The sequence below is a fragment of the Kribbella sp. NPDC004875 genome, assembly GCF_042873375.1.
GTDB lineage: Bacteria > Actinomycetota > Actinomycetes > Propionibacteriales > Kribbellaceae > Kribbella.
Map to the genome: position 1 here is coordinate 284902 of NZ_JBIALI010000005.1, position 16201 is coordinate 301102.

A 16201-nucleotide genomic window follows, 5' to 3' on the forward strand; every position below is an offset into this window, starting at 1 on the left:
CAGGACAAACCTCCCGAGCCGCCTCATGACCGAGCCCCGCGGACGCAGATGTTGTTCATGGCAACGATGGTGATTCGATTCATTGGTCACTCACATCACAGTCAGCTGGAGTTTGTGTGGCAATACGGCCGCCGAGGTTCCGACGTGCAGCGTGAACGCGCCCGGCTCGACCACGGTTCGGTTGTCGGCGTCGACCAGAGCGAGGTTCGCGGCGGCGAGCGGGATCACCACGGTCGCCGCGGCTCCGGGCTCAAGGCTCACCTTGGCCAGCCCGCGCAACTGCAGGGCGGGTACGGCGACGCTCGCCTCGTCGTCGGTCGCGTACAGCTGGAGGACCGCGGTGCCGGCGCGCTGCCCGGAGTTACGGATCTCCGCCCGGACCTCGGTGGACCCGTTCCGGCCGATCCGGTCACGACTCAGCCGGACGTTGCTGACGGCAAACGTCGTGTAGCTGAGTCCATGACCGAACGGGTACAGCGGTGTGGACGGCAGATCGACGTAGTCGTCCGCGGCGGCTCGGGAACCCTTGACGTTGTAGTAGATCGGCAGCTGGCCCACGCTTCGCGGGACGGTGATCGGCAACCGTCCGCCGGGGTCGACCACGCCGGTGAGGACGTCGACGACGGCTTGCCCGCCCTGCTCGCCGGGGAGCCAGGCCTCCAGGATCGCGGGCACGTTCTCCGCCGCCCATCGGACCGACAACGGACGCCCGTTGACCAGGACGAGGACGACGGGAGTTCCGGTCGCGTGGACGGCCTCCAGCAGCTCCTGCTGAACGCCGGACAGATCCAGACTCGCGACGTCGGCAAGCTCGCCGTTCGTCCGGCCGGGGTTCAGATAGCCGCCCTTGGTCTCCTCGCCCAGTACGACGATCGCGACGTCGGCGTCCTTCGCCGCGGCGACCGCGGCCGCGAAACCCGACCGATCGGTCCCGGTCGTCGCAGCGCCGTGCGCGTAAGTGACCTGACGCCCGGTCGCCTTCAGCCGGTTCAGGATCGTCGGTACGTCGTGCAGCGCCGGCCAGGCCGAATAGTCGCCGAGCAGGTTCCGCGCGTCGTCCGCGTTCTGGCCGATCACCGCGAGCCGGCGAACGCCCGGGCCGAGCGGCAGCAGGTTCCTCTCGTTGCGGAGCAGGACCATCGACTCCCGCGCCGCCTGGAGCGCCAGTCGCCGGTGCGAGGGCTGGTTCACGATCGCCTCGGCCCGGTCCGGATCGGCATACGGCTGGTCGAAGAGGCCAAGGCGGTACTTCAGCGTCAGCACTCGTCGGACAGCCCGGTCGAGCAGATCGACCCTGCCCTCCTGCAGGCCGTCGAGGTAGGCGTCATCCCAGCCGAGACTGATGTCGACACCAGCTCGGAGCGCGAGGGCGCCGGCTCGCGCGGGCGTGGCGGCGAGCCGGTCCCTGATCAGCCCGCCGAAGCCGATCCCGATCACCACACCGCCGAAACCGAGCTCGTCGCGCAGCAGTGCGGTCAGGTACTTCGGTGAGCCGTGCACCGGCATCCCGTCGATGACCTGTTCGCTCGCCTCGGTCATCAGCGACCCGGCCGCGAATCCGGCCCGCCACGGTGGCAGATGGATGAGCCGCAGTTCCCGCTCGCCGAGCTCGATCGACGACCCTTCCAGACCGCCGACGTTCGGCGACTCGGCGGGGAACGTGCACAGCGACACCACCGGGCCGGTCCGCAGGTCTGCCTGCGCCGCGGGGACCAGAGCCTCGACGTACCGGGCGACGAGGTACGGATCCTCGCCGAAGGACCAGATCGACCGGCCGTAGCGCGGATCGCGGTTGAGCTCGGCCGTGACCGTGCTGATCGCGTGGATCCCGACGGCGCGGGCCTCCGCCCCGACCGCGCCGTACACCCGGCCGACGAGATCCGGGTTCCAGGTCGCGCCCAGGCCCAGTCCCTCCGGGAAGATCGTTGCCCCCGGCCCGATCGAGCCGTGGGTGCCTTCGCTGATCTGCAGCACGGGGATCTTGAGGCGGGTGGCCTGCGCCAGTCGCTGTAGCTCGTTGTGCCGTTCGGCCTGCCGGCGTGGCGTCTTCGGGTGCTCCAGCGGGATGCTGCCGAAGAGTGACTCGTTGACGAGCCCGAAGAATCCGCCGCCCGGTCCGAGCGTCAGTCCGTTGTGCACCCAGCCGCCGCTGATGTAATGGTCTTGATCGGCGGCCGTTGCGATCGGTGTAGTGCCTGCGTCGCCGGGGACGACCACGGGAACGTTCAGTTGCGCGATCTTGTCGCCGACCGACATCGCCGCGATCAGTGCGTCGATCCGGCGCCGGGTCTCGGGCGGCAGGGGAGCGACCTTCGTGGGTGCTGCGGCCGCGGATGTGGCGCCACTGACGGCCGCGACCGCTCCTGCCGCGGTAGCTACGAAGCCCCGGCGGCTCAGACGCGCGGTCATGACTCGGACTCCGGAGTCGCCTGGTGCTCGCGGTGATTGGTGGCGAGCCATTGCGTGAGCCGTCCGGTCCACAGGGCGTTGTCGGTGCGCTCGGTGAACCAGCGGTGGTTCACCAGCAGGTACAGGACGGTCCCGGACCGCAGCTCGAGGATCAGCGGTGCGCCGAGGGTCTTGGAGCCGCCGCCGAGAAAGCGCCCGTACAGGTCGGTGAAGTCGTTGCTGACCGACCCCAGTTCGGCGGGATGGACGGTGATGTCGCGACCCTGGTCCCAGCCGTTCAGTTCCAGATGGCTAGCGTGCAGCCGGATCGTGCCGGACCGCGGGAAGATGGCACGCTGGTCGACAGCGGCCTTGAAGGAGTCCCAGCGGGTCCGCGCGGCCAGCTCCGCGGCCGTCGTCCCGCGGAAGGTGCTTTCGGCAAGGATCATGCCGGTAACACTGCCGTCCGGCGGTCGCCGGGGGATCAGTCCGCCGTACGCCGTTCCCGTCGTTCGGCGGACCTCTGCCTCCACCGAAAGTCTCGCGGTACGCCGTAGCGCCGCTGAACCGGGCTGTCGAGGCGCTACCGTCAGCCCGGTGGACATCTTCGCCGCGCTGATCGCCCCCGGATCGCGGGCCGCGCCGGGCTACGGGCGGCTGACCCCGCGCGACCGAGTCGTGGATGTCGCCTGTGTGGTGATCGCGTTCCTGCTCGGGTTGGCCGCTATCGGAGACGTGAACCCGCCGCCACGGATCGGTCCGCTGCCGCACTGGCTGGACCTGTCGTTGTGTATCGCCGGCGCACTCTCGCTGCTGCTCCGCCGCCGCTGGCCGGTCGGGCTGGCCCTGGTGATGATCCTGCTGTCCACGCTGGTCCCATCACTCGGTGGCGCGGGCGGACTGGCGCTCGTCAACGTTGCTGTGCACAGGCGCCCGGCCGTGAGCCTCTCGCTCGGTGCACTGGCGATGGCGTCCTGCATGCTGCAGTTCTGGCTCTACCCGGTCGCGAACACGCCGAATGGCTACTGGATCGCGGTCACCTTCACTGCGCTGGCGTGTCTGGTCCTGGTCGCGTGGGGGATCGTGGTCCGGACCCGTCGGCAGCTGATGGCGTCGCTGACCGAGCGCGCCGTTCGGGCCGAGACGGAGCAGCAGTTGCGTGTCGAGCAAGGGCAGCGGCGGGAACGGGAGCGGATCGCGCGGGAGATGCATGACGCCCTGGGGCATCGGCTGTCGTTGCTGAGCATGCACGCGGGTGCTCTCGAGTTCCGGCCGGACATGCCAACTGCTGAGCTGTCGCGTGCGGCTGGTGTGATCCGGTCCAGTGCGCGCGACTGCGTGGACGATCTGCGCGAGATTGTCGGCGTACTGCGGTCTCAGCACACCGCTGACGGGCCACGCCGGGGGATTGCCGAGCTGGACGAGCTGGTGGACGAGTCACGGGCCGCTGGGATGCGGATCGAGCTCGAGGTGAGTGTCGAGCTCGCTGCCGTACCGGACTCCATCGGGCGGCATGCGTACCGGATCGTCCAAGAAGGGCTGACGAATGCGCGGAAGCATGCGCCACACCAGACGGTCCGGGTGGTGCTGAGCGGCAGTCCGGGGGCTGGACTGTCCGTGGAGCTGTCGAATCCGCTGGAGCACGGTGTGGCGGGGCCTGGGTCGCGGGTGGGGCTGATCGGGCTGGCAGAACGGGCATCGCTGGCCGGCGGTCGATTTGAGCACGGGTCGACCGCTGACGGAGAGTTCCGGCTGGCGGCTTGGCTGCCCTGGGTGGCCTACGATGACGGGCGTGACTGAACCGGTCCGACTCCTGCTCGTCGATGACGATCCACTGGTCCGGGCAGGGCTGTCCAGCATGCTGACCGGTGCGCCGGAGCTGCAGCTGGTCGGTGAGGCCGCTGACGGGCAGCAGGCAGTGGACGCGGTACGTGATCTGCGGCCGGACGTCGTACTGATGGACATCGGGATGCCAGTGCTGGACGGGGTGGCTGCGACGTCAGTCATCCGTCGGCGACCCGGTGCACCGGAGGTGGTCATGCTGACCACATTTGGATCGGAGGAGTACCTGCTGCAGGCCTTGCGCGCCGGTGCGTCCGGTTACCTGCTCAAGGACGCCGCGCCGGCCGAGATCGTCGCTGCGGTGCTGAAGGTGGCGGCTGGTGAGTCCGTACTCTCACCACAGTCCACCCGACAGCTCATGGACCACATCGGCGCCGTCGATCAGGACAGCCGGCGTACGGCGGCACTCGCGGCGCTGGCGCAGCTGACCGAGCGCGAGCGGGACGTCGTACTGGCTGTGGCCCAAGGCAAGAGCAATGCGGAAGCGGCGGTGGCACTGGACCTCGGGATCGCCACGGTGAAGACGCATCTGACGAACTCGCTGGCCAAGCTGCAGCTCACGAACCGCGTGCAGCTCGCACTGTTGGCTCACGACGCCGGTCTGGGGGTGTGACGTGGCAGAGATCGCGCGGGGTCGTAGTGAGCGTGGCGAGCTCGTTCTGCGGCGGCGGGACGACGACGGGGCGCTGGAACTCCGGGTCAACGGTGTGTTCGTGATGGACGACCAGGAGACGTCCAGCGAGGAGTTGCTCGCGTCGGCGGCGCTGGAAGCAGTGCCGCACCCCGACCGCGTGCTCGTCGGTGGGCTCGGTCTCGGCTATACGGTCCGTGCGCTGCTCACCGATGACCGGATCGGTGAGGTGGTCGTCGCCGAGATCGAGCCGGACCTGGTGTCCTGGATGCGGTCCGGGCTGGTGCCCTCGATCCTCGACGACCCACGGGTCGCCGTCGTGGTCGGAGACGTCCGGGACGTCGTCACCGGCCTCTCGGACTGCTCCGTCGATGCGATCCTGCTGGACGTCGACAACGGGCCGGACTTCCTTGTTTACAAAGAGAACTCGGCCATCTACACGTCTGGCTTCCTCACGACCTGCCGTACGAAGCTCCGCGCCGGCGGAGTGCTGACCGTGTGGTCCTCGTCCGCGTCGAACGCTTTGGAGTCGGCGGTCAGCGCAACGTTCGGCGCCTGCGTGGTCAAACCCGTGCCCGTCGATCTCCAGGGCCGCTCCGAGCTGTACTACGTCTATCAAGGCAGCTGATCCGGGCCTGTGGCGTTGTCCACAGCTTGTCGATCAGGGCGTTCCGGCGACGGTGAGCGACGTACTCTGCAGGTATGGGTGATGATGCGGAGTTCAGGATCGAGCACGACACGATGGGCGAGGTGAAGGTGCCTCGGGACGCGTTGTGGCGGGCGCAGACGCAGCGCGCGGTGGAGAACTTCCCGATCTCCGGCCGGCCGCTCGCGCCGGAGCTCGTGCACGCGCTCGCGCAGATCAAGGCCTCGGCCGCGGTGGTGAACGCCTCGCTCGGTGTCCTCGACGCCGACCGCGCCGCCGCGATCGTGACCGCCGCGGACCAGGTGGCCGCGGGGGAGTTCGACGCCGAGTTCCCGATCGACGTCTTCCAGACCGGGTCCGGGACGTCGACGAACATGAACGCCAACGAGGTCCTGGCCACCCTCGCCACCCGCGAGTCCGGCATCGACGTGCACCCGAACGACCACGTCAACGCGTCGCAGTCCAGCAACGACACCTTCCCGTCGGCGATCCACGTCGCGGCCACGGCCGGCGTCGTCCGGGAGCTGCTGCCGGCACTCGAGCACCTCGCCGACTCGCTGTCCCGGAAGGGGTCCGAGTTCGCCGAGGTGGTGAAGTCCGGGCGAACGCACCTGATGGACGCGACACCCGTGACGCTCGGCCAGGAGTTCGCGGGGTACGCACAGCAGATCCGCCGCGGCGCCGCCCGGGTCCGCGCGACCCTGCCCCGGGTCGCCGAGCTGCCCCTCGGCGGCACCGCCGTCGGGACCGGGATCAACACGCCGCCCGGGTTCGCCGCCGCGGTGATCACCGAGCTGAACCGGCGGACCGGGCTGGAGCTGTCCGAGGCCGAGGACCACTTCGAGGCCCAGGGCGCGCGGGACGGGCTCGTCGAGCTGTCGGGGCAGCTGAAGACGGTCGCGGTCAGCCTGACCAAGATCTGCAACGATCTGCGCTGGATGGGGTCCGGCCCCCGCGCCGGGCTCGGCGAGATCGCGCTGCCGGACCTGCAGCCCGGCTCGAGCATCATGCCGGGCAAGGTGAACCCGGTGATCTGCGAGGCGACCCTGATGGTCGCTGCCCAGGTGATCGGCAACGACACCGCGATCACCGTGGCCGGCGCCGGCGGCAACTTCGAGCTGAACGTGATGCTCCCGGTGATCGCCCGTAACCTGCTGGAGTCGATCACCCTGCTGGCGAACAGTTCCCGCCTGCTCGCCGACCGCTGCGTCGACGGCATCACCGCCAACGTCGACCACGCCCGCGCGCTGGCCGAGTCGTCGCCCTCGATCGTCACCCCGCTGAACCGCTACATCGGCTACGAGAACGCGGCCGCGGTCGCCAAGAGCGCCTTGAAACAAGGGAAGACGATCCGTGAGGTCGTGATCGAGAACGGGCACGTCGAGAAGGGTGACCTCACCGAGGAACAGCTGGACGCTGCCCTCGACGTACTGTCCATGACCCGGCCGGCCACCTCGTGACGCGGTACTGGGAGCCGGGGACGACGATCGAGTGGGTCTACGAAGGCGCCGGGCGGCACGCCGACCTGCCGAACGTGCGACCGATGACGGTCGTGCGCGACGACGCCGACGGTCTGGTCGCCTGGCTCGCCCCCGGTACGCCGCTGCTCAAACCGGTCCTCGCCGACGGACGAGAGCTCCGGCACGCCGGTCCGGAGGGGATGTTCACCGCGGATCGGGTGCTGAAACTCGACATCTGGCACGGCACCGGGATCCTCAAGGTGTCGCCGCCCGGCAGGCCGTGGTCGGTCTGGTATTTCTGGGCCGCGGACCGGACCTTCCTCGGGTGGTACGTGAACCTCGAGCGTGAACACGTGCGGGACTGGGCTTCCCGTCGTACCAGCACCGTCGATCATGTGCTTGACCTGTGGATCAACCCGGACCGCAGCATCGACTGGAAGGACGAGGACGAGCTCGAAGGAGCCGTCACCGCCGGCCGCTTCACGCTCGCCGAGGCGGAGCAGATCGTCGCCGACGCCCATAAGGCGATCCGGGACATCGAGGCGTGGACGGCGCCGTTCTCCGACGACTGGCAGACCTGGACGGCCCCGCCCGACTGGCCGCTGCCGGCCGCGCCGACCAGTCACCGGCCCACCCTGGTCGCAGCGGAACTGCACAGCTGACCGGCGGCCGGGCAACGGCTGGGTCACGAGCGGTTGCAACTCCTGCGATCCGTCTTACCTTGGAAAGATGGAGACGATCGAGCTGGACGCCGAGGAGCTGCAGCTGATGCGCTCCGCGTTGAACTGCTACCTCCAGGCGTTCGGCCACAACGAGGCGGACCTGGTCAAGGCCACCCGCGCCCTGCTGGCCAAGCTCCCGGAGCACGTAGACAGCCAAGCCAGCTAGCCCCTCCCACACGTCGACCACCACCAGGCCGAGCCGCCCCTTCACGCCCGCGCCCCGTCCCAGCCCCGGCAAGGCACACGCCTCAGCCCGCCACGCCACCGGCACACGCCTCAGCCCCGGCGCCACTCCAGGAGCCAACCCACCCACCGCGAGCCGCACCGCACCGCGCGCGCAAAAGGGGTTATCCCCGCTTGTTGGGGCCTGTTCGTTCGTATACCAGCGAAGAACCCACCGCTCGGACGGATAACCCCTCCCGCGCGGAGGGCCGATCGGGCCGGGCGCTGGTAGAGCTGGTGGCGGGGTGCGCGCCGGTCTGTCGGATGCTTGGGGCCGCCTGGGAGCGGTGGTGTGGCCGCGCAGCAGCTCGGTCGGGTGGTTGGTGGGGCGGGTCGACAGGTAGTGCACCCGCGGTACGGCGTACGCGCGGACCGGTTCACGCTCAGGTGCACTAGCCCGGAGCGTGACACCTCCTGTCGAGGTGCCGGTTCACGCGACCTCGTCACACCCGGATGTCCCGGCGCATCGCCGCACCGCGATCGCGGCGCCGCGCGGGTGTCCGAGCGTGTGTGTCCGAGCGTGGGTTATCCGCGCTTGTGGGGGGTTGCTCGTTCGTGTACCAGCGGAGAACCCACCGCTCGGACGGATAACCCCTCCCGCGCGGGCGAACGGCGGCTGGGGTCGGCTGCGGGGCGGACGGGCTGGGGTCGGCTGCGGGGGCGGGCGGGCTGGGGTCGGCTGCGGGGGCGGGCGGGCTGGGGTCGGCTGCGGGGGCGGACGGGCTGGGGTCGGCTGCGAGGGCGGACGGGCTGGGGTCGGCTGCGGGGGCGGACGGGGTGGGGTCAGCTGCGGGGGCGGACGGTCAGCGGGACCGGCTTGCGGGTGTCGGTGAAGAAGTCGTTGCCCTTGTCGTCGACGACGATGAAGGCGGGGAAGTCCTCGACCTGGATCTTCCAGATCGCCTCCATGCCGAGCTCGGCGTACTCGATCACGTCGACGGACTTGATGCAGTCCTGGGCCAGCCGGGCCGCGGGGCCGCCGATCGAGCCGAGGTAGAAGCCGCCGTGTTCCTTGCACGCCGCGGTCACCTTCGCCGAGCGGTTGCCCTTGGCAAGCATGACGAAGGAGCCGCCGGCGGCCTGGAACTGGTCGACGTACGCGTCCATCCGGCCGGCCGTGGTCGGGCCGAACGAGCCGGAGGCGTAGCCCTCCGGGGTCTTCGCCGGTCCGGCGTAGTACACCGCGTGATCGCGCAGGTACGACGGCATCGGCTCGCCGGCGTCCAGGCGCTCCTTGATCTTCGCGTGTGCGATGTCCCGCGCCACCACCAGCGGGCCGGTCAGCGACAGCCGGGTCTTCACCGGCAGCTTCGACAGCTCGGCCCGGATCTCGCTCATCGGCCGGTTCAGATCGATCCGTACGACGTCCGACGCGTCGTCGAGGTGCTCGTCGGTGGTGTCGGGCAGGAACCGCGCCGGCTCCCGCTCGAGCTGCTCGAGGAACACGCCCTCGGGGGTGATCTTCGCCAGCGCCTGCCGGTCCGCCGAGCAGGACACCGCGATCGCGACCGGGCAGGACGCGCCGTGCCGCGGCAGGCGGATCACCCGGACGTCGTGGCAGAAGTACTTCCCGCCGAACTGCGCGCCGATCCCGAACTGCTGGGTGAGCTTGAAGACCTCCTCCTCCAGCTCCACGTCGCGGAACCCGTGCCCGACCGGCGATCCGGTCGTCGGCAGCGTGTCGAGGTAGTGCGCGGAGGCGTACTTCGCGGTCTTCAGCGCGTACTCGGCCGACGTCCCGCCGACCACCACCGCGAGGTGGTACGGCGGGCAGGCCGCCGTACCGAGGGAACGGATCTTCTCGTCCAGGAACTCCATCATCCGCGACGGGTTCAGCACCGCCTTGGTCTCCTGGTAGAGGAACGACTTGTTCGCCGACCCGCCGCCCTTGGCCATGAACAGGAACTTGTACGCCGGGTCGCCGGCGCCCGGGGTCGAGTACAGCTCGATCTGCGCGGGCAGGTTGGAGCCGGTGTTCTTCTCGTCCCACATGGTCAGCGGGGCCATCTGGGAGTAGCGGAGGTTCAGCTTGGTGTAGGCGTCGTACACGCCGCGGCTGATCCACTCCTCGTCGACCGCACCGGTCAGCACGCCCTCGGACTTCTTGCCCATCACGATGGCGGTGCCGGTGTCCTGGCACATCGGGAGGACGCCGCCGGCCGAGATGTTCGCGTTCTTCAGCAGGTCGAGCGCGACGAACCGGTCGTTCCCGGACGCCTCCGGGTCGTCGATGATCCGCCGCAGCTGGGCCAGGTGCGCCGTCCGCAGGTAGTGCGAGATGTCGTGCATCGCCTCGGCGGTCAGCGTCTGCAGCACCTCCGGCTGCACCTGCAGGAACGTCCGGTCGCCAGCGGTGAACGTGCTGACACCTTCGGTCGTCAGCAGCCGGTACTCCGTCTCGTCCTGACCCAGGGGCAACAGATCGGAGTAGTTGAAGTCGGCAGACACCGGGCATACCTCCAGAAGAAGTGGACTGGACGCCCAAAGCCTAGTTCTCCCCGCCGGACCGGCTGACGCGACCTCCGTCTCACCCGCCGGTGAGGCGACCCTCACTCCGCGGCGCCGATTCAGGGCCGTGGTCAGGGGCGAATGGGGGAAGAAACGGGCAGCGGGTGCGGTGCCGCGCGCGTATGGTTCTGAGGGTGGCTCAGGATGACGTTCCTCAGGAGAACCGACCGCAGGATGCGGTGCCCGCGCAGGCGCCGACCGGAGACGAGTTGGCGATGCGGCGCCGGGTGTCCGACCTGGAGCGGGAGGGAGTCGCCGACGTACTGCGCGAGGCCGCGGGCGAGGGGCGGCTGTCGTACGCCGAGCTCGAGGAGCGGCTCGAGACGCTGTACGCCTCCAAGACCTACGGCGAGCTCGTCGAGCTGACGGCCGACCTGCCGAACGGTCTGCAGGCCCCGGGGACGCAGCCGGCCGCGAGCCCGCAGCACGGCGGGGCGCTGCTCGAGTCCGGGCCGGTCATCAACGTGTTCCTGTCCGACACCAAGCGGATGGGCAACTGGCTGGTCCCGCAGCGCCAGGAAGTCAACGCAGTTCTCGGCGACGTGACGCTGGACTACACCGAGGCGCAGATCCCGTACGACGAGATTCAGGTCGACGTGAAGTCGATCCTCGCCGACGTGAAGATCCGCGTCCCGCAGAACGCGATCGTGCTGCTGGACAGTAACCCCATCCTCGGCTCGGTCTCCGAACAGGAAGCCGGCCTGAAAGCCGTCCCGGACCCGAACGCCCAGCCGGCCGCGCCGCTGCGCATCCACATCCGCGGCACCGCCATCCTCGGCGAGATCAAGATCAAACGAGGCCCCCGCCTGAGCAAACGCCTCGGCCTCACCTGACCTGTCGCCGCTGCTCCGCCAGCAACTCCTCGAGCCAGCCGCGGAACGCCTCCAGGTCGTTCACGTGCATCCTGTTGAGGACCAGATCCCTGGCCCGGACGTTCTTCGGATGCACCCGAAACTGCTGGGCCAGGGACCGCCCGGAGGTGAGCCCGATCGAACCGATCGCGCTCCACGCCATCGATCGAGTACGCCCGCGGTGGATCCCCTGGCGGTCGACAACCAGGACAGGCCGCTGGGTGACGAGCTGCCACACGCATCCGACGAACGCGCAGGCGTAGGCCGCGATCATCAGGTACCCGATCCATCGCCCGCCGCTGTCCATGACGTACGGGATGTGGATCGCCCCGCTGAGCGCGATCAGTAGCACCGGGAATCCGGGGACCTGCACCCACACCGACCGGCGCACCGGGAACTCGACGCGGCCGTTGCGGTGCATCTCGACCAGCCATGCCTCGGGTAGGCGTTCGCCCATCACCTTCATGTCGTCCCCCAGCCGTGTGACCCCACCCCCGGAGCAGGACGACTGTACTCCGGGTCGGTCAGTTCCGGTGTGCCGTCGCGGTCCAGCGGCCGGAGTGGCGGTTGATCTCGATCGGGTGGGCGAAGGTGGTCGAGATCAGCTCGGTGGTAACGGTCCCCTCGACCGGGCCGGCCGCCAGGACACGGCCCTCGGTGAGGAGGGCCGCGTGGGTGGTGCAGGTGGGGAGTTCCTCGAGGTGGTGGGTGACCAGGACCCAGGCCAGGTGCGGGTGACTGACGTCGATCTGGTCGAGGGTCTCCAGGAGCTGTTCGCGGGCTGCGACGTCGAGGCCGGTGGAGGGCTCGTCGAGCAGCAGCAGTTTCGGGTCGGAGATGAGCGCCCGCGCGATCAGCGCACGGCCGCGCTCGCCCTGGGACAGCGTGGTCCATGGCGAGGCGGCGAGAGCGCTGATGCCGAGCAGGTCGATCAGTTCCCGGGCCCGCTGCACCTGCGCGGGAGCCGGTTCCCAGCGCGGCATCCGCTCGATCGTCCCGGTCAGACCCGTGAGCACGATGTCGAGGATGCTCAGCGGCGAGCGCAGCGGGTGCCGCGGGTTCACGTGCCCGATCGACTCGCGCAGGGTGCGAATGTCGACCGTACCCAGGCGGCGTCCGAGGATCTCGACGGTACCGCGGGTCGGATGGGTGATCGCTCCGCACAGGTTCAGCAGGGTGCTCTTCCCGGCCCCGTTCGGCCCGAGCAGCGCCCAGCGCTCGCCCTCGCCGACGGTCAGCGAGACCCCGCCGAGCAGCAGTTTGCCGTCCCGGATGAAGTCGACGTCCTTCAGTTCGAGCACCCGTAAACCTCCTCGTACAACGCCTTCAGCTCTTCCGCGCTCGCTTCCCGCCCGGTCGCGTCCGTATGCCGCTGGACCTGCTGCGCGAAGGCGCGTTCCTCCGCGACCGGCACCTGGATGCCGTACACAGACTCCAGCACATGCGCGATCCCACCCTTACCCGACTGGCTGTTCACCCGGACCACCGCCTCGTACCCGCGCCCCACGTCGGCCGGGTCGATCGGCAGGTACGGCACCTCCCACCGACCGGGACCCTGGACGGCGAACCCCTTGCGGATCGCGTCCTGGTGCGTGCCCGAGAACGCGGTGTACACGAGCTCACCGACGTACGGGTGCCGTGGATGGATCGGCATCCGGGTGCAGTACTCGACGACCTCGCGGATCCGGTCGATGCCGGAGAAGTCGACCATCGGGTCCACGCCCTGCGCGTGCAGGTTGAGCGCGAGCGTGGCGATGTCCACGTTGCCGGTGCGCTCGCCGTTGCCGAAGATGCAGCCCTCGACGCGCTGCGCCCCGGCGAGTACGGCAAGTTCGGCGCAGGCGATCCCGGTACCGCGGTCGTTGTGCGGGTGCACCGACAGGATCACCCCGTCGCGACGCGGCAGGTTCTGGTGCATGTACTCGATCTGGTCGGCGTACACGTTCGGCGTCGCGACCTCGACGGTCGCCGGCAGGTTCATGATCACCGGCCGCTCGGGTGTCGCGTCCCACTGCTTGGTGAGATGGTCCGCGAGCTCGAGCACGTAGTCCGGCTCGGTCAGGTTGTACACCTCGGGCGAGAACTGGAACCGCACCGAGTCCCCGGTCAGCCGCAGGATCTCCTCGGACCCGGCGTAGATCATCGACGCCAGCTCGTCCCGCGACTTCCGCAGTACGACGTCCCGCCACACCGGAGCGGTCGCGGCGTACAGGTGGATGACGACGTCGCCGCGCATTCCGGCGACGGACTCGACGGTCCGTTCGATGAGGTCGCGCCGGGCCGGTGTGAACACCACGATCGTGACATCGGACGGCACGAGATCGGATGTGGCCAGCATCCGGACGAAGTCGAAGTCGGTCTGCGACGCCGACGGGTAGCCGACCTCGATCTCCTTGTAGCCGATGGCAACCATCAGCTCGAAGAACTTGCGCTTGCGCTCGGGGTCCATCGGGTCGGCCAACGCCTGGTTGCCGTCCCGCAGGTCGACCGGGACCCACAGCGGGGCCCTGGTGATCCGGCGGTCCGGCCAGGTGCGGTCGACCGGCGGGACCGGGACTCTTGCGAAGACGTCGCGGTACCGGTGGCTGGGCATGGGGGAGGGCTGCTGGCGGTTCATGGTGGGTCCTTCCGGGGAGTGCGGGGCAGGACCGGCAGGTGACGGCACTCCACGGAGGGAGCGCCGATCGAGTCAGCTCCCGCCGTGGCGGCGAAGAAGGAGGAGACCCGGAAGCTTGCGCATGCCGAGCACGCTATCAACTCCTCAGACAAGCTGACAACCTGAGTTCCCTTAGACTACCGAGATGATTCGCCGTCACCCGCTTGCCGAACAGGCCGCCGAGGAGTTGCTGCGCCGGATCGGGAGCGGCGAGTGGACGCTCGGCGCGAAGCTTCCCGGCGAGACCACGCTGGCGGCGCAGCTCGGGGTCGGACGGTCCACGATCCGGGAGGCCGTGCGCGAACTGGCCGGGCGCCGGGTGCTTGAGAGCCGGCAGGGCGCGGGCGTGTTCGTGATCGCGCTCCAGGCCGCCGAGGACTGGGACAAGGTACTGCGGAAGGCCGACATCACCGACGTCCTCGAAGGGCGCCTGGCGATCGAGACCGAGGGCGCCCGGCTGGCCGCGACCCGTCGTACGCCGGCGGACCTGAAGGACTTCCGCTACACACTCGCGGACCGGAAGCGGGCGGCGGCGAACGCGCCCGACGACTGGTACATCGAAGCGGACCTCGCGTTCCACCGCGCGGTGGTGACGGCCGCGCACAACGCCGTACTGACGGAGCTGTTCGACACGTTCGTGCCGCGGATCCGGCGGGCGATGATCGACATGCTGAAGCTGGACGACGAACATCGCCACCGGCACGACCAGGCCGCGCACGAGGCGATCGCGGACGCCATCCGCGCCAAGGACCCGGAGCTGGCCGCGACACGCGCCCGCGAGCACCTCAGCGCGGTGCGGAGCTCGGTGGTCTAGTTCCGGTGCTGTTCGAGAAGTGATCGCAGCCAGGGCGTGAGCGCGGCCAGATCCTCGACGTTGTCCTGCGGGATCGAGATCGGCCGGGTACGGCGGTCCGCCGGCGTGACCTGCACCGTCCGGGCGAGCGGCAGACCGGCCGGGCCGTCGATGCTCGTGATGCCGGACCAGGGCAGGTTCCGCCCGCGGCTGATGCCGTCGGCGTCGACCCGGACCACGGGGCGATTGGTGATCAGCTGCCACGCGGTCAGCGCGGTCCCGTAGACGAACGCGGCCAGCGCGGTGAGACGGAGCACGCTGAGGGTGCCGGAGAACCCGTCGGACTGCAGGTGGTCCACGTTCGTCCACGCGGACGCCACCATCAGGATGCCGAAACCGGCGAGCCGGACCACGAGCCGGCCGCGGCGTGGCGGGAACTCCACGCTGCCCTTGGACTCGAGCTCAGCGGCCCACGTCTCGGCGGACACTCATGAACCCCACTTCGCGGTGTGCTCGGCCGCGGTCGGCGGGTCGGCGCCGTGGCGGGTGCAGGTGATCGCCGCCGCCTTCACCGCGTAGTCCACGACGTCCCGCAGGTCCTCGAACGTCAGTCCGGTCAGCCGCCGTTCGCCGAGCATCCCACGCGCGTCCAGGCCCGCGATCAGTGCCGACATGAACGAGTCGCCCGCGCCGACGGTGTCGACGACCTCGATCACCGGTGCGGTCACGTCGACCTTCGCGTCGCGACTGACCCCGAGCGCGCCCTTGCCGCCGCGGGTGATCACCACGCACTGGGTCCGGTCCGCGGTCAGCAGCTCCTCCGCGATGTCCTCCGGATACCGACCGGGCCGGAGGAACTCGCAGTCCTCGTCGCTGAGTTTGACCAGGTCGCTCGAGGCCGCGAGCGCCCGTACCGCTTCCCAGGTCGCGACCGGGTCCGGGGTGATGCTCGGGCGCGCGTTCGGGTCCAGCGTGACGGTCACCGGCTGGTCGGCGACCGACTCCAGGAACTCCCGGATCGCCGCCGCGCCGGGCTCCAGCACGGTCGCGATCGACCCGGTGTGGATCGCCGGACAGCCGCGGGACAGCGACAGCGCCGGCGGCTCCCAGGTGATGTCGAACTTGTACGTCGCGACTCCGGCGGCGTCCAGCGTCGCGGTCGCCGTACTGGTCCGGAACGTCGGGTCGACCGAGCCGGGCGCCAGCTGTACGCCGTTCCCGAACAGGTGCGCGCCGAGCTGATCGCCGTACGCGTCGGTGCCGAACCGCGTCACCAGCTCCGTCGGTACGCCGAGCCGCGCCAGCCCGACCGCGACGTTCGCCGGGGACCCGCCGGGCGTCGCTTTGGTCCTGCCGTTCCCGTTACGCGGTTTGGCCGCAGTGCCGACGATGTCCACGAGGGCCTCACCGACGACGAGCAGAGGTACGGTCACTGGGCCTCCCGGCCGGGACTGAGGAGCATCGGAAGCGGGGCGGCGAGGG

At 69.7% G+C, this 16201-nt stretch carries 16 protein-coding genes; 8 read left to right on the top strand and 8 right to left on the bottom strand.

The window, feature by feature from the left end; translation table 11 throughout:
* Window positions 1-90 precede the first annotated feature (90 nt).
* Together ACFYRH_RS27840 and ACFYRH_RS27845 are read right to left on the bottom strand one after the other, a co-directional pair.
* Complete coding sequence (locus tag ACFYRH_RS27840) at window positions 91-2409, bottom strand: glycoside hydrolase family 3 C-terminal domain-containing protein (protein WP_387781475.1); 2319 nt, start codon at window positions 2407-2409, stop codon at window positions 91-93.
* A complete protein-coding gene (locus ACFYRH_RS27845; protein ID WP_387781478.1) occupies window positions 2406-2837 on the bottom strand; it encodes a hypothetical protein in 432 nt (143 codons plus the stop codon). Before ACFYRH_RS27845 ends, ACFYRH_RS27840 begins: the two co-directional genes overlap by 4 nt.
* Window positions 2838-2985: 148 nt before the next feature.
* On the opposite strand from ACFYRH_RS27845, the gene ACFYRH_RS27850 reads away from it, so the two are divergent.
* The 6 genes from ACFYRH_RS27850 (at window position 2986) to ACFYRH_RS27875 (ending at window position 7855) form a co-directional block, all read left to right on the top strand.
* On the top strand, window positions 2986-4188 hold the full coding sequence (locus tag ACFYRH_RS27850; protein WP_387781480.1) for a sensor histidine kinase: 1203 nt from the start codon (window positions 2986-2988) through the stop codon (window positions 4186-4188).
* Window positions 4172-4843 (top strand): response regulator, encoded by a 672-nt coding sequence (locus ACFYRH_RS27855; RefSeq protein WP_387781484.1) that lies wholly within the window; start codon window positions 4172-4174, stop codon window positions 4841-4843. Before ACFYRH_RS27850 ends, ACFYRH_RS27855 begins: the two co-directional genes overlap by 17 nt.
* 1 nt (window position 4844) lies before the next feature.
* Window positions 4845-5489 (top strand): hypothetical protein, encoded by a 645-nt coding sequence (locus ACFYRH_RS27860; protein ID WP_387781487.1) that lies wholly within the window; start codon window positions 4845-4847, stop codon window positions 5487-5489.
* 74 nt (window positions 5490-5563) lie between these two features.
* Window positions 5564-6967: a class II fumarate hydratase gene (locus ACFYRH_RS27865; protein ID WP_387781490.1), complete on the top strand. Its 1404-nt coding sequence runs from the start codon at window positions 5564-5566 to the stop codon at window positions 6965-6967.
* Window positions 6964-7629: a DUF402 domain-containing protein gene (locus tag ACFYRH_RS27870; RefSeq protein ID WP_387781493.1), complete on the top strand. Its 666-nt coding sequence runs from the start codon at window positions 6964-6966 to the stop codon at window positions 7627-7629. Before ACFYRH_RS27865 ends, ACFYRH_RS27870 begins: the two co-directional genes overlap by 4 nt.
* Before the next feature lie 67 nt (window positions 7630-7696).
* Complete coding sequence (locus ACFYRH_RS27875; RefSeq protein ID WP_387781496.1) at window positions 7697-7855, top strand: hypothetical protein; 159 nt, start codon at window positions 7697-7699, stop codon at window positions 7853-7855.
* Between the two features lie 839 nt (window positions 7856-8694).
* On the opposite strand, the gene ACFYRH_RS27880 is transcribed toward ACFYRH_RS27875, so the two are convergent.
* Window positions 8695-10359 carry a fumarate hydratase gene (locus ACFYRH_RS27880; protein WP_387781499.1) on the bottom strand — a complete coding sequence of 555 codons (1665 nt, stop codon included), beginning with the start codon at window positions 10357-10359 and terminating at the stop codon, window positions 8695-8697.
* Between the two features lie 194 nt (window positions 10360-10553).
* Between ACFYRH_RS27880 and ACFYRH_RS27885 the strand changes: the two genes are divergently transcribed.
* A complete protein-coding gene (locus tag ACFYRH_RS27885; protein ID WP_387781502.1) occupies window positions 10554-11252 on the top strand; it encodes a DUF1707 domain-containing protein in 699 nt (232 codons plus the stop codon).
* Here the strand turns inward: ACFYRH_RS27885 and ACFYRH_RS27890 are convergent.
* Genes ACFYRH_RS27890 through ACFYRH_RS27900 form a run of 3 tightly spaced genes read right to left on the bottom strand, consistent with a single transcriptional unit; the run spans window position 11245 to window position 13887 of the window.
* A complete protein-coding gene (locus ACFYRH_RS27890; protein ID WP_387781505.1) occupies window positions 11245-11736 on the bottom strand; it encodes a hypothetical protein in 492 nt (163 codons plus the stop codon). The genes ACFYRH_RS27885 and ACFYRH_RS27890 overlap by 8 nt on opposite strands.
* A gap of 58 nt (window positions 11737-11794) precedes the next feature.
* Window positions 11795-12571 carry an ABC transporter ATP-binding protein gene (locus ACFYRH_RS27895; protein WP_387781508.1) on the bottom strand — a complete coding sequence of 259 codons (777 nt, stop codon included), beginning with the start codon at window positions 12569-12571 and terminating at the stop codon, window positions 11795-11797.
* Window positions 12559-13887 carry a 2-isopropylmalate synthase gene (locus tag ACFYRH_RS27900; RefSeq protein ID WP_387781510.1) on the bottom strand — a complete coding sequence of 443 codons (1329 nt, stop codon included), beginning with the start codon at window positions 13885-13887 and terminating at the stop codon, window positions 12559-12561. The genes ACFYRH_RS27895 and ACFYRH_RS27900 overlap by 13 nt, the downstream gene beginning before the upstream one ends.
* A 184-nt stretch (window positions 13888-14071) precedes the next feature.
* Here ACFYRH_RS27900 and ACFYRH_RS27905 point away from each other — a divergent pair, with 184 nt between their 5' ends.
* Complete coding sequence (locus ACFYRH_RS27905; RefSeq protein ID WP_387781513.1) at window positions 14072-14740, top strand: FadR/GntR family transcriptional regulator; 669 nt, start codon at window positions 14072-14074, stop codon at window positions 14738-14740.
* Here ACFYRH_RS27905 and ACFYRH_RS27910 read toward each other — a convergent pair.
* Both ACFYRH_RS27910 and ACFYRH_RS27915 read right to left on the bottom strand, forming a co-directional pair.
* On the bottom strand, window positions 14737-15207 hold the full coding sequence (locus ACFYRH_RS27910) for a hypothetical protein (RefSeq protein WP_387781516.1): 471 nt from the start codon (window positions 15205-15207) through the stop codon (window positions 14737-14739). The two genes, ACFYRH_RS27905 and ACFYRH_RS27910, sit on opposite strands and share 4 nt — an antisense overlap.
* Window positions 15208-16152, bottom strand: a complete 945-nt coding sequence (locus tag ACFYRH_RS27915) for a carbohydrate kinase (RefSeq protein WP_387781519.1) — start codon at window positions 16150-16152, stop codon at window positions 15208-15210. It abuts the gene before it with no gap.
* Window positions 16153-16201 lie beyond the last annotated feature (49 nt).

What these genes read in the sequence shown, in the direction of transcription:
- ACFYRH_RS27890 (WP_387781505.1), bottom strand. Translation starts at nt 11,736, where the DNA reads ATGAAGGTGATGGGCGAACGCCTACCCGAGGCATGGCTGGTCGAGATG.
- ACFYRH_RS27900 (WP_387781510.1), bottom strand. Translation starts at nt 13,887, where the DNA reads ATGAACCGCCAGCAGCCCTCCCCCATGCCCAGCCACCGGTACCGCGAC.
- ACFYRH_RS27840 (WP_387781475.1), bottom strand. Translation starts at nt 2,409, where the DNA reads ATGACCGCGCGTCTGAGCCGCCGGGGCTTCGTAGCTACCGCGGCAGGA.
- ACFYRH_RS27845 (WP_387781478.1), bottom strand. Translation starts at nt 2,837, where the DNA reads ATGATCCTTGCCGAAAGCACCTTCCGCGGGACGACGGCCGCGGAGCTG.
- ACFYRH_RS27905 (WP_387781513.1), top strand. Translation starts at nt 14,072, where the DNA reads ATGATTCGCCGTCACCCGCTTGCCGAACAGGCCGCCGAGGAGTTGCTG.
- ACFYRH_RS27865 (WP_387781490.1), top strand. Translation starts at nt 5,564, where the DNA reads ATGGGTGATGATGCGGAGTTCAGGATCGAGCACGACACGATGGGCGAG.
- ACFYRH_RS27855 (WP_387781484.1), top strand. Translation starts at nt 4,172, where the DNA reads ATGACGGGCGTGACTGAACCGGTCCGACTCCTGCTCGTCGATGACGAT.
- ACFYRH_RS27875 (WP_387781496.1), top strand. Translation starts at nt 7,697, where the DNA reads ATGGAGACGATCGAGCTGGACGCCGAGGAGCTGCAGCTGATGCGCTCC.